This is a genomic window from Methyloceanibacter marginalis (assembly GCF_001723295.1).
Lineage (GTDB): Bacteria > Pseudomonadota > Alphaproteobacteria > Rhizobiales > Methyloligellaceae > Methyloceanibacter > Methyloceanibacter marginalis.
In genome coordinates this window covers 21,597-32,725 of sequence record NZ_LPWD01000464.1, presented here as the reverse complement: position 1 = coordinate 32,725, position 11,129 = coordinate 21,597, and the positions used below count along the sequence as shown (strand labels likewise).

Genomic DNA, 11,129 nt, shown 5'->3' with positions numbered 1-11,129 from the left:
GACGGCCCGGCCGATCCCGGCGCCGCCTCCCGTCACGAGCGCAATCTTGTCCTCAAGCCGCCGCATCGGATCCCTTGATTGGTGATGGCGCTTCCCATCTGTGCCGCATCGTCACGAGCTCTTCCGCGATGCTCGGATGGAGCGCCATGGTGGTGTCGAACTGCGCCTTGGTCACGCCGAGCCTGAGCGCAATCGCCGCCATCTGCACGATCTCCGCCGCGTCAGGGCCCAGCACATGCACGCCGAGCACCTTGTCGCTCTCCGCGTCGATCACGAGCTTCATCATCACCTTCTCGTTCCGCCCGCTGATCGTCGCGCGCATGGGCCGGAAGCTTGCCTTAAAGATGTCAATGACACGGCAGCGATCCCGGGCCTGCTCCTCGGTCAGCCCAACGGTGCCGATCTCCGGCTCGGTGAACACCGCCGTTGGGATAAACGCATAATCCATGACCTTGGGATTATCCTCGAAGATGGTCTCGACGAAGGCGGTCCCCTCGCGGATCGCCACCGGCGTGAGTTGCACCCGGTCGGTCACATCGCCGACCGCGTAGATGCTGTCGACCGACGACTTGGAATAGTCGTCCACGACCACATGGCCGTTCCAGCCGAGCTCGACGCCCGCTCGCTGGAGCCCGAGGTCCTTGGTGTTCGGAACCCGTCCCGTGGCGGCCATGACCAGGGAAGCCGAAACCGAGCCTCCTTCCTTCAAGGCGACGCGGTAGCAGTCGCCCGCCGGTTCGATCGACTGGACATTGGCGTTCATGCGCAGATCGACCCCGCGATCGCGCATGGCCTCCGCCAGCCCGTCGCGCAGATCGCTGTCGAAATCGCGCAAGATCTGCTCGCCGCGATGGAGCACGGTGACGGCGACGCCGAGCCCGGCGAAGATCGAGGCGAACTCCATGCCGATATAGCCGGCGCCGATAATGACGATGCTCTCGGGCAAGTGCTCGAGTTGGAAGCACTCGTTCGAGCTGATGAGATGCTCCTTGCCCGGCACGTCCGGTATGGCCGGATGCGAGCCGGTGGCAATCAGAACATATTCCGCCGAAATGGGCTGGTCGCGATCCGGCAGGTGCACAGTATGCGGCCCCTCGACAGTCGCACGCGTCAGAAACCGGTCGACGCCGGCTTTCTCGAGGGTGCGTGTGTACACCGCGTTCAGCCGGTCGACCTCCCGGTGCACGTTGTGGATCAGCGTCGGCCAATCGAAGCGCAAATCCTCGTAAGCCCAGCCGAAGCTGCGCGCGTCCTCGATCTCGCCGCCATAGCGGCTGCCATAGACGAGGAGCTTCTTCGGCACGCAGCCGCGGATCACGCAGGTGCCGCCGATGCGGTATTCCTCGGCGATCCCCACGCGCTTGCCGAGCTCGGCGGCAAGCCGCGCGGCCCGCACGCCGCCCGAGCCCGCGCCAATGACAAAAAGATCATAATCGTATTCGGACACGCGACTCTCAAGCTCCAGGACGGCGCATCGCCTTTACGCCACCGGGTCCGGCGATGATGGCGAGATCGGCAAGGCCGAGGAACAGTCCGTGCTCAACCACCCCCGGCACGCGCTTGAGGGCAAAGGCCAGCACTTCGGGTTCCGAGATCTTGTGGAAGGCGCAGTCCACGATGAGATTGCCTTGGTCGGTGACGAAGGGAAGATCCCCCTGCCCCGCGCGAAGCCTGATGTCTCCCTCGCAACCGGCTTCCGCGGCCAGCGCCTCGACCAATCGCATGGTCGCCCGCAGACCGAAGCGCACGACCTCCACGGGCAATGGATGTGAGCCAAGCGTCTCCGACACCTTGCTGGCGTCGGCGATCACCACCATCCGGTCAGATGCCGTCGCCACGATCTTCTCGCGCAGCAACGCACCACCCCCGCCTTTGATCAGGCGAAGCTGATCGTCGAGCTCGTCGGCGCCGTCGACCGTGAGGTCGAGTTGCGGTGTTTCGTCCAGCGATGACAGCGGAATACGCAGCTTCTCGGCATGCGACCTCGTGGCTTCCGATGTCGGCACGCAGGTCACATCGAGACCGTTGCGCACGAGCACGCCGACGGCTTCCACGAAATGATAGGCCGTGGAGCCCGTGCCGAGCCCAAGCCGCATGCCCGGCTTCACCAGCTCGACCGCGGCTTGCGCGGCTGCCGCCTTGAAGCCGTCGACCTTCGCGTCGCTTTCCGCCATCAGCCGTCCAGCCCCCCCATCATGACGTATTTCAGCTCCACGAACTCATCGATTCCATGATGGGAGCCTTCTCGGCCCTGGCCGGATTCTTTCACGCCGCCGAACGGCGCCAGCTCCGAAGAAATGATCCCCTCGTTGACGCCGATCATGCCATATTCGAGCGCCTCGGCCACCCGCCAAGCGCGCGCAAGATCGCGCGTGTAGAAATAGGCGGCAAGCCCGGAGGGTGTGCCGTTTGCCAAGGCGATCGCCTGCGCCTCGTCGTGAAAACGGAACAGCGGGGCGATAGGCCCGAACGTCTCCTCTTGCGCGAGCTGCATGTCTGGCGTGACCTCGGCAAGCACGGTCGGCTTGTAGAACGTCCGCCCCAGCGCGTGCGGCGCACCGCCGGTCAGAACTTTGGCGCCTTTGGCCACGGCGTCCTTCACATGCGCTTCCACCTTGGCAACCGCCGCCTCATTGATGAGCGGTCCTTGCTCGACACCCTCTTGCGTCCCCTCGCCTACCTTGAGTTCGGCAGCAGCCGCCGTCAGCTTCTCGGCAAAGCGCGTGTAGATGCCGTCTTGCACCAAGATCCGGTTGGCACTGACGCAGGTCTGGCCGGAGTTCCGGTACTTCGAAGCGAGCGTCCCTTCGACCGCGGCATCGACATCCGCGTCGTCGAAGACGATGAATGGGGCATTGCCGCCGAGCTCGAGTGCCAGCTTCTTCACGGTTTCGGCTGACTGACGCATCAGGAGTTTGCCCACCTCGGTCGAGCCCGTGAAGGTGATCATGCGTACCAGCGGGTTTGAGGTCAGTTCGCCGCCGATCTTCTCCGCATCGCCGGTCACCACGTTGAGTACGCCGGCCGGCACACCGGCTTGCACCGCAAGCTCGGCCAGGGCCAGCGCGCAAAGCGGCGTCTCCGGCGCGGGCTTCACCACGACGGTGCAGCCGGCGGCAAGCGCCGGCGAGATCTTGCGGGTGATCATGGCGAGCGGGAAGTTCCACGGCGTGATGGCGCCGACCACGCCGACCGGCTGCTTCAACACCAGCATGCGGCCGCTTCGTTTCGGGGTGGGGATGATCTCGCCGAGAACGCGCTTCGCCTCCTCGGCGTAGAACTCGGTGAAGGACGCGCCGTAGTCCACTTCCGCGCGTGATTCCGTGAGCGGCTTGCCCTGCTCGGCGGTCATGAGCCGTGCAAGGTCCTCCTTGTGCTCGCGCTGAAGCTCGTACCAGCGGCGCAAAATCGCCGCGCGCTCCTTGGCCAGCAATCCGCTCCAGGCGGGAAACGCCGCGTTGGCAGCCTCGATTGCCGCGCGCGTCTCTTTGGCACCGAGGTCGGGCACGCGGCCGATCACCTCACCCGTCGCCGGATTGGTTACATCGAGCGCCGGCGTGCCGGTCCATGCGCCGCCGATCAGGCACTGGTCCTTGACGATGCCAGAATTTTTCAGCTGCATGGCCCGCTCTCTCGCCGCCGCTTGCCGGGCTGCAAGGGCCGCTTGCCAGGCAGAAAAGCACATGTGACAGAGGTGCCATGTTGAATGGCGCCACCATCGTCTTCGACCTCGACGGCACGCTGGTCGATACCGCACCGGATCTCACCAATACACTGAACCACGTGCTTACGGCCCGCGGCTACGAGCCTGTTGCAGCCGATCGGGTGCGCGAGGCCGTGGCGCGGCGCCCGGGCCATGATCGAAGAGGCTCTTGGCATGGCCAGCGCCGGCGAGGTTGATGTCGACGTTGATGTCATGCTGGCCGACTTTCTCCTGCACTATGAAGCCAATATTGCGGTGCAAAGCCGCCCCTTCCCGGGCGCGTGGCCGCACTCGAGCGGCTACGCGCCGCCGGCGCCCGGCTTGCGGTCTGCACCAATAAGCGCGAGCGCTTGACACGCCTGCTGCTGCGAGCCTGAGCTTGATCACCACTTTGCCGCCATTGCCGGGCGCGACACATTTCAGGTGTCGAAGCCGACCCAGGCCACCTGCTAGGCGTGATTGCCGCCGCGGGCGGCGAACCAGGCCACGCGCTCATGGTGGGCGACAGCGCCGTGGACATTCGGGCCGCGCTTGGCGCCGGCGTTCCCTCGATCCTCGTGTCCTTCGGCTATTGCCCGCCGCCGCCGGAGGGACCTCAGGCGAACGCTGTCATCGACCACTTCGACATGCTGGAGACGTCCGCCCTGCCCCTTCTCAGGGGCTTGACAGCGAAGGCCGCCGCGCCTTCCTAATACCGCACCCGACGGGGCGTTGATGCGGGGAGCCCATCCCTGTGCTGCCGCAATCAACGGTCACAGTCGCGGTCAAATATCTTCGCCAAACCTTTGAGATTAAGTCCTGCGCCAAGGAGAGACGGGAATGCGCGAACGCATAATGATCAGCGCTTGTATGATGCTGCTGATGGCGGGCACAGCCTACGCCGCGGACGAAGAGCAGGCCTGCGTGAACGAGCTGGCCAAGACCGAGACACTGGTTGATCAGAGGGTCGAGGCCAAGGCGCTCAGCGAAGGCGAGGTCGAGGAGGTGAACCTGCTGCTCGACGAGGCCGACGCGCTTTGCACCGAGGGCAACTACAAGAAAGCCCGCGAGACCTTGGCCACTGTCGGCAAGATGGTCGCGCCCGCGGCACCGGCCCAATAGGACGGCGTGCCCGGAGGGCGCTTCCGGCTAGGATGCGCCTTCCTTGACTTACCCGGGAGCCACTCGCTAAATCCCCCCTCCAGCCGCATCCCCTCAGCCACCCTGAGACGGCGATGCGCCAAGCTCCACGCGAAAACGGGCGGTTAGCTCAGCTGGTAGAGCACTGTGTTCACATCGCAGGGGTCACTGGTTCGAGTCCAGTACCGCCCACCACCCGGCCATCTTGATCTCGGTTGGGAAATCCGGCTCCGCGGAGCGCGGCCGTTAGCGTGCCGGCGGCCTCTTCGCCATGTTGGTGATGTTGAGCCGGCTGGCGAGCAATTGGTCGGACGCTGAAGGGTCGAGCCAGATACTCGCGTGGGACCGCCCGGCGACCGGCGCGACATCCTTGGCCGCGCTCGCGCCTAGCGTCGCGATTAACGTGACCGCGAGCAGACCCGCCATGAACTGCTGACGCATACTCATCGCCCGAATCTGTGGCGGGGGCGCTAAAGTTTGCGTTTAAAGATTTGGCTAAAAATCTATTTACGGCGTTAACGAAATCGAGTCTGGCGCGCCGCCTGCGAGGCGAGCACGCGCGCCAAACTCCGGGCCGGTGACGAGGGCTCTCGTGGCGCCGCCTCTAGCTTTCCCGCCGCCGCAGCGCATCGAGGCTCCAAGGGCCCGGACCGGCGAAAACGAGATAGAGAAAGATGAAGCAGAACAAAATGGCGCCGTCTCCACCATTCAACAGCGGATAGATCTTCTCCGACGAGTGATGGAACATCCAATAGGCGACGGCCATCTGGCCCGAGAGAATGAAGGCCACGGGCCGCGTGAACAGGCCGACGATCAGCAACGCGCCGCCGACCACCTCGAGAACACCTGCGATCCAGGGCAGTGACATGACCTCCGGCGAAAAATCGGACGGCGGAAAACCGAACAGCTTAGCCGTGCCGTGCTCGAAGAAGAGCAGCGCCGCGACAATACGCAAAACGCTGAGGACGCGCGGGGCCCAAACGGTTTCGAGTGTCTCAGTGGTCATGGCAACTCCCCCTATGAAGGCTTCTGACGAGCTTTAGGGAACCAGTGTAGCCGCTCGCTGGCGCTCCGTCAGTACACGCTCTCGTTAGGAAAGTTCCCCGGCACCAGTCGGAGCTGACTCTTTGACGGCGGGTTCCCTCTTCCGAACAGGCCTGAACGAGCGCAGCGAAGCTTTTGAAACGACTCGCGCAAAAAATGGGGGGCCCCCCGACCCCCCATTTGCTTCCAGCTCGTGCCGGCGCGGTACTATGCGGCGGCGCTGGCCTTCGCCGTGTCGACGGAGGCAACCGTCTTCAAAATCTGCGAGGCGATCTGGTAGGGGTCGCCTTGGCTGTTCGGCCGGCGATCCTCGAGATAGCCCTTGTAGCCGTTCCGGGGGAACGAGTGCGGCACCCGGATCGACGCGCCACGGTCGGCGATACCCCAGCTGAACTGGTCGATCGCCTGGGTCTCGTGCTTGCCGGTCAGCCGCATGTGGTTGTCCGGACCGTAGACTGCGATGTGGTCGGCACAGGCCGCCTCGAACGCGTCCATCAGGGCCAGGAAATACGGCTCGCCGCCGACTTCACGCAGATACGTCGTGGAGAAGTTGGCGTGCATGCCCGAGCCGTTCCAGTCCGTGTCGCCGAGCGGCTTGCAATGATACTCGACATCGACGCCGTATTTCTCGGTGAGACGTTCCAGCAGGTAGCGGGCCATCCACATTTCGTCGGCCGCCTTCTTCGAACCCTTGCCGAAGATCTGGAATTCCCACTGACCTTTCGCCACCTCGGCGTTGATGCCCTCGTGATTGATGCCGGCCGCGAGACACAGGTCGAGATGCTCCTCGACGATCTCGCGTGAAATCGAACCGACCTGCGCGTAGCCAACGCCCGTGTAGTATTTGCCTTGCGGCGCCGGGTAGCCATCCGCCGGAAACCCGAGCGGGCGGCCGTCTTTGTAGAAGAAGTACTCTTGCTCGAAGCCGAACCAGGCGCCGTCGTCGTCCAGAATCGTTGCGCGCTTGTTGGTCGGGTGCGGGGTCTCGCCGTCCGGCATCATGACCTCGCAAAGCACCAGAGCGCCATCCTTGCGTGCCGCGTCGGGGAAAACACGGACCGGCTTCAGAACACAATCCGAGCTGCTGCCTTCCGCCTGCATCGTCGAGCTGCCGTCGAAGCCCCAGAGGGGAAGATCCTCGAGTGTCGGAAAGCTTCCGTATTCTTTGATCTGAGTCTTTCCACGCAGATTCGGCGTCGGCGTGTAACCGTCGAGCCAAATGTACTCGAGTTTGTACTTGGTCATTGCGAATCCTTCATGTGGTGTTGAGGCAAAAACGTGTGGAGGTACCCATCCGGGCCGCCTGTGCGTGACGGCCAAAACCGTTTTTGCGAAGCAGCAATTGTGCCAACGAGATGAATGCCCTCACCCGAGCGTGCGCTGGCGACCGACCGAGCGGTCTCCTCAGAAACGAGCGTTCATTTTTTGGTAATAAACAGCGGGGGTTAGCGCGCGCCGCTGCCCTCCTGCCAATCCCGGTCGCAAGTCAACAGGGGCGCTCACCGCGCTCTCGGGCGAGACTGCAAAGCGAAGCATCAGCCGGCTAAACGGCTGAAATAATAGTCATTGCGCAAATTTATTGTGCACGGCGCCGCAGCTCCCATGTATAGGGGAACTCAAGCTGTGTTGATGCGCTGAGTCTTCGACACACGGAATGACTGAATGGAGAGAACCATGACGGCAAACGCAACTGAGGGGACGGCCAAGATCTACCAGTTCCCCAAAGGCGGCCGCGCCGGATTGAGTAGCGGTCGCAACGAGACGCACCTCGCCGAGAGCTTTGTGATGCCGCGCATCGCAAAGGTCGCCTGTGGCGGCGCCTCTTATCACGAGGCGGCCATCCGCGAAGAGGAGCGCTCTCGCAACAACTGACGGCTTACGCCGTCCACATACGAAGAGGGCCGGCTTCCGAGGAAGCGCGGCCCTTTTTTGTTGGATGGGTGCTTGCGCTGATTAAGCGCGGGCGGGCCAGACGGCTTGCGCGTCGTCTTCGCTGCTATCAAACATCGACAGCATGGGTTCGTCGGTGAGCAACACCTCATCGAACTCGCCGAAGCCGTTGAAACGATTCGCCAAGACGCGGCCATACGCGCCCACCTGGCCGATCTCCAAATAATCGCCCTCGTCCACACACGCGGGCAGCACGAAGGGTCCGGGCAGATAGTCGGAGCTATCGCAGGTCGGTCCGTAAAGAACGAACTCGGCCTCGGGCGAAGCCGTCTTCTGCCGGTCCGGCGTGACCAGGCGCGCCGGGAACCGGAAGCCGGAATAGGCCGCGTCGAACAGCGTGCCGAAAGCCCCGTCATTGATATAGAGCGCGTTGCCGCGCCGCGCGTCGACGCGCACGATCACGGACTCGGCCTCGGCCACGAGTGCGCGGCCCGGCTCGCACAGAAGCTCGCAAGAGTGCTTCACGGCAAGCTCGTCCGCCGCGCGCACGATCTCCTCCATGAAGCTCGAAAGCGCCGGAGGATCGGAATGGGGGTAACGCGCCGGGAAGCCGCCGCCGATATCGATGGCATCGACCAGGACGCCCGAGGACACGATGAGCTGACCCACCTGGCGCAACGCTTCACCGAACGCGGCCGGCACCACGGCTTGCGAGCCCACATGGAAGGTGATGCCGAGACGCTTGGCGCGCTGGCGGGCTTTCAGGAGAAGCGCCGGCGCGTCTTCTTGTGAGGCGCCGAACTTGCCCTCCAGCGGAATGAGGCTGTGGGTGTTGGGGCAAGCGATGCGCAAAAACAGGGTGAGGTCCCCGGCGCCGTCCGTCTCCTCCAGCACCTTGTCGAGCTCATCGGCAGTGTCGAAGGCAAAGCGCCGTACGCCGAACTCCCGGTAGGCTCGGGCAATGGCCCCGCGCGACTTCACGGGATTCATGAAATAGAGCTCCGCGCCCTCGATCCCCGCAACGCGCTCGATCTCCACCAGCGATGCCACGTCAAACGCCGTCACGCCCGCCTCGACCAAGGCATCGGTCACCTGGCGGGCATCATTGGCTTTGGCGGCGTAAAGCACCCGGCCCGGAAAGTTGGCGAGGAACCACGCGGCGGCACGCGAGGCGGCATGCGGCCGAAGCGCTAAAACAGGCCGCTCCGGGCGGCGGTCACGGAGAAGGTCCGTAGCGGAGGAGAAAACGTCCATCCCATGCGTACTCCCACACGAGATTGTTCAGGTCACTGCCCTTGGGCGGTTCCGCTTGCGAGCCGCGTGCTGCTAGGGTGTTCGGCCCGGTTTGTAAAGGAATTTTCGGGTGCTGACTATATTCGTGTGCTGACGATTTGTGCTGGCTTCCCCTTCTTGCTCAGTTGGGCTTGGCGGCCACCTCCCCCGGGTCCGTGAGCATAGGGGTCATGGCGCTCGAATAGACGGGCTCCTGCAAGAGCCCGAACGTCTTGCGCGCCGAGAGCCGCACCATGGCCGCGGCATAAGCATAGATTTCCGCGCTATCGACGCGTCCATCCCCATTGCCCACGGGATACAGATCGGCGCTGCCGGCCAGCCCCTCGATCAGGTAGCGGGTGAACAGCCCGATATCGTAGCTGGTGTCGATCAGCGCGCGCTGCCCCCGGTCGGCGGAGGCGAGAACCGTCACGGTCGAAAGCGGCTGCGGCGGTAACGCGCTGGTCGTCGTCTCCGGCAGATTGGGCGGCAGCACATAAGCGCCGTGGTCACGCCCAAACGAGCTCTCAAGCAGGACCAGCACCGACTTTGCCTTCAGGGCCGCGAGGTTGGCGTAGAGGGTGGACAGCGGATAGCCGCCCCGCTCCTCGCGATAGGGCTCAGCGTCAACCGGCAGAAGATAGGTCTCGCTGTGGCTCGAATTGGTGGCGCCGTGGCCTGAATAATAGACGACTACCTTGGCGTTCGGTTGTGCGCCGACGAGCCGCTTCAGCTCGCCGTCGGAGCCCGGCACCGGGCCGAACACCCCGTTCGAAATCGGCCCGCTTGGCGTTCCGCAAATCGATGATGCGGTCCTGGCGGAATCCGAGATGCTCGGTGAGAAAGAAATACATGGCACCGGCGTCGTTCCGAGCCGTCTCCGCGGCCGGCAGATTGTCGTAGTTGCCGTTGCCGATAATCACGGCAATCTTTCCCGGGTCCTCGGATGCCGGCGGCAAGGCCCGATAGAGCTCGCGGATACGGCTGAAGGATTTGACCACATTGCCGTTGCCCATGCCCGGGCGGGGCAATTGACGCGGCGGTATCGTGCAAAGCTCGATATCGCCCTCGTCCTCGATGCGCTTGATATCGTCCAGGGAAAGATGTCCGGCGATCTGTAGGCAAGACAGGCACCAGGCGACCCCATAGCGGCTGCGCAGATCGTCGAGCTGAATTTGGCTGAGCCCCTTCGGCGGCGGCAAACAGCCCGGCAGGCAAGTGCGCGCCCTCACGCTAGCGCCGTGGGCCTTGCGCAGTAGCGCGATCAAATCCCCATCAAGGCAATCGATGTCCAGACGGGTGGGAGGCGGCGGGAGCTCCTCCTCCACAACGGGCACCGCCAGCTCCTCGGGCGCAAGCGCGGTCTCGGACTCTTCAGCGGTTTCCCCAGTGTCCTTGGTCTCCTCCGCCGCCTCAGCCTCTTTTACTTCCTTGGTCTCTTCCGCCGCTTCAGCCGCCTTTATTTTATCCGGCTCTACCTCACTGGGCTCCGCCGGCTCGGGCGCGGCGGCCTCGACAGGGTCCGGTTCGGATTCGGGCTGGGATTCGGGCTCCGATACCGGCTCGGGCTCGGGTTCCGGCACCGGTTCCTCCTCCTTGCACAGCTCCTTGACTTTCTTCAGGACGGGCTCTGCCAGAAAGTCACCGTATCGCTTCAGCCCATGCTCATTTTTGAAATACCAGTGGGCGGTCCACGTTTGCTCGTTGGCCTTACCGTCGATCGGACCTTTGTAGTAGCCGAGCTGGGCGTAGCAGCGCTGCACGCGCTTGGTGTCTTCGGCCTTCTTGTCGACCGGCGCAGCGGGGGCCGTCGCAGGCTCCGTTTCGGGCGTGACCACGGCGATGCGCGTTGGAGAGGTAGTTATCTGGGGAAATACGGTCTCGTGCGGGAGCTTCGGCACCGCCCATGGTTCGGGCAACGGTTCGGCGTGGGACAGGGACACGGGCGCAGCCGCACCCAGCACCGCCAGGGCGAGCCCAAATATCAGGCTCCGCCCGCCTTTCAGTCTCCCCGCCATTTCAATCCTCAACGCAAAACCTGGGCGATCACGCCAAACCCGGCGCGCCAACCAACACATTCACGCAAATCCAGAGCAAGAGC

The 11,129-nt window shown here is 63.9% G+C and carries 14 protein-coding genes and 1 tRNA gene; 6 read left to right on the top strand and 9 right to left on the bottom strand.

Annotation, left to right across the window (positions count from 1 at the left end):
• Positions 1–52: 52 nt before the first annotated feature.
• The 3 genes from gor to AUC71_RS16730 are packed head-to-tail and all read right to left on the bottom strand — an operon-like array spanning position 53 to position 3,622.
• Positions 53–1,447 carry a glutathione-disulfide reductase gene (gene gor / locus AUC71_RS16740; RefSeq protein WP_069625173.1) on the bottom strand — a complete coding sequence of 465 codons (1,395 nt, stop codon included), beginning with the start codon at positions 1,445–1,447 and terminating at the stop codon, positions 53–55.
• 7 nt (positions 1,448–1,454) lie between these two features.
• Positions 1,455–2,174: a ribose-5-phosphate isomerase RpiA gene (gene rpiA / locus AUC71_RS16735; RefSeq protein ID WP_069625172.1), complete on the bottom strand. Its 720-nt coding sequence runs from the start codon at positions 2,172–2,174 to the stop codon at positions 1,455–1,457.
• Complete coding sequence (locus AUC71_RS16730) at positions 2,174–3,622, bottom strand: NAD-dependent succinate-semialdehyde dehydrogenase (protein ID WP_069625171.1); 1,449 nt, start codon at positions 3,620–3,622, stop codon at positions 2,174–2,176. The genes rpiA and AUC71_RS16730 overlap by 1 nt, the downstream gene beginning before the upstream one ends.
• Positions 3,623–3,699: 77 nt before the next feature.
• Here AUC71_RS16730 and AUC71_RS21610 point away from each other — a divergent pair, with 77 nt between their 5' ends.
• From AUC71_RS21610 to AUC71_RS16715, 5 genes are all read left to right on the top strand, one after another.
• Positions 3,700–3,900, top strand: a complete 201-nt coding sequence (locus AUC71_RS21610) for an HAD hydrolase-like protein (RefSeq protein WP_244501019.1) — start codon at positions 3,700–3,702, stop codon at positions 3,898–3,900.
• Positions 3,857–4,057 (top strand): HAD family hydrolase, encoded by a 201-nt coding sequence (locus AUC71_RS21605; protein WP_244501020.1) that lies wholly within the window; start codon positions 3,857–3,859, stop codon positions 4,055–4,057. The genes AUC71_RS21610 and AUC71_RS21605 overlap by 44 nt, the downstream gene beginning before the upstream one ends.
• Before the next feature lie 101 nt (positions 4,058–4,158).
• A complete protein-coding gene (locus tag AUC71_RS21600; protein WP_244501018.1) occupies positions 4,159–4,395 on the top strand; it encodes an HAD hydrolase-like protein in 237 nt (78 codons plus the stop codon).
• 127 nt (positions 4,396–4,522) lie between these two features.
• Complete coding sequence (locus AUC71_RS16720) at positions 4,523–4,804, top strand: hypothetical protein (RefSeq protein ID WP_069625170.1); 282 nt, start codon at positions 4,523–4,525, stop codon at positions 4,802–4,804.
• 137 nt (positions 4,805–4,941) lie between these two features.
• Positions 4,942–5,017, top strand: a tRNA-Val gene (locus tag AUC71_RS16715).
• 51 nt (positions 5,018–5,068) lie between these two features.
• Here AUC71_RS16715 and AUC71_RS16710 read toward each other — a convergent pair.
• From AUC71_RS16710 to AUC71_RS16700, 3 genes are all read right to left on the bottom strand, one after another.
• Entirely contained in the window at positions 5,069–5,269 is a 201-nt protein-coding gene (locus AUC71_RS16710; protein ID WP_141701792.1) for a hypothetical protein, read from the bottom strand.
• Between the two features lie 157 nt (positions 5,270–5,426).
• On the bottom strand, positions 5,427–5,828 hold the full coding sequence (locus AUC71_RS16705) for a DoxX family protein (protein ID WP_069625168.1): 402 nt from the start codon (positions 5,826–5,828) through the stop codon (positions 5,427–5,429).
• Positions 5,829–6,073: 245 nt separating this feature from the next.
• The gene (locus AUC71_RS16700; RefSeq protein ID WP_069625167.1) at positions 6,074–7,111 is read right to left on the bottom strand and encodes a glutamine synthetase beta-grasp domain-containing protein; all 1,038 of its coding nucleotides are present in this window, start codon (positions 7,109–7,111) and stop codon (positions 6,074–6,076) included.
• 429 nt (positions 7,112–7,540) lie between these two features.
• On the opposite strand from AUC71_RS16700, the gene AUC71_RS16695 reads away from it, so the two are divergent.
• A complete protein-coding gene (locus tag AUC71_RS16695; protein WP_069625175.1) occupies positions 7,541–7,738 on the top strand; it encodes a DUF2735 domain-containing protein in 198 nt (65 codons plus the stop codon).
• 81 nt (positions 7,739–7,819) lie between these two features.
• On the opposite strand, the gene AUC71_RS16690 is transcribed toward AUC71_RS16695, so the two are convergent.
• The 3 genes from AUC71_RS16690 to AUC71_RS22110 all read right to left on the bottom strand — a co-directional run bounded on the left by AUC71_RS16690 (position 7,820) and on the right by AUC71_RS22110 (position 11,046).
• The gene (locus AUC71_RS16690) at positions 7,820–9,010 is read right to left on the bottom strand and encodes a type III PLP-dependent enzyme (RefSeq protein ID WP_069625166.1); all 1,191 of its coding nucleotides are present in this window, start codon (positions 9,008–9,010) and stop codon (positions 7,820–7,822) included.
• 160 nt (positions 9,011–9,170) lie between these two features.
• On the bottom strand, positions 9,171–9,761 hold the full coding sequence (locus AUC71_RS21595; protein ID WP_280139337.1) for a caspase family protein: 591 nt from the start codon (positions 9,759–9,761) through the stop codon (positions 9,171–9,173).
• Entirely contained in the window at positions 9,655–11,046 is a 1,392-nt protein-coding gene (locus AUC71_RS22110) for a caspase family protein (protein WP_141701791.1), read from the bottom strand. The genes AUC71_RS21595 and AUC71_RS22110 overlap by 107 nt, the downstream gene beginning before the upstream one ends.
• Positions 11,047–11,129 lie beyond the last annotated feature (83 nt).

Coding starts and splice junctions, on each gene's coding strand:
- rpiA (WP_069625172.1), bottom strand. CDS start 2,174: ATGGCGGAAAGCGACGCGAAGGTCGACGGCTTCAAGGCGGCAGCCGCG.
- AUC71_RS16730 (WP_069625171.1), bottom strand. CDS start 3,622: ATGCAGCTGAAAAATTCTGGCATCGTCAAGGACCAGTGCCTGATCGGC.
- AUC71_RS21610 (WP_244501019.1), top strand. CDS start 3,700: ATGTTGAATGGCGCCACCATCGTCTTCGACCTCGACGGCACGCTGGTC.
- AUC71_RS21605 (WP_244501020.1), top strand. CDS start 3,857: ATGATCGAAGAGGCTCTTGGCATGGCCAGCGCCGGCGAGGTTGATGTC.
- AUC71_RS16720 (WP_069625170.1), top strand. CDS start 4,523: ATGCGCGAACGCATAATGATCAGCGCTTGTATGATGCTGCTGATGGCG.
- AUC71_RS16710 (WP_141701792.1), bottom strand. CDS start 5,269: ATGAGTATGCGTCAGCAGTTCATGGCGGGTCTGCTCGCGGTCACGTTA.
- AUC71_RS16705 (WP_069625168.1), bottom strand. CDS start 5,828: ATGACCACTGAGACACTCGAAACCGTTTGGGCCCCGCGCGTCCTCAGC.
- AUC71_RS16700 (WP_069625167.1), bottom strand. CDS start 7,111: ATGACCAAGTACAAACTCGAGTACATTTGGCTCGACGGTTACACGCCG.
- AUC71_RS16695 (WP_069625175.1), top strand. CDS start 7,541: ATGACGGCAAACGCAACTGAGGGGACGGCCAAGATCTACCAGTTCCCC.
- AUC71_RS16690 (WP_069625166.1), bottom strand. CDS start 9,010: ATGGACGTTTTCTCCTCCGCTACGGACCTTCTCCGTGACCGCCGCCCG.
- AUC71_RS22110 (WP_141701791.1), bottom strand. CDS start 11,046: ATGGCGGGGAGACTGAAAGGCGGGCGGAGCCTGATATTTGGGCTCGCC.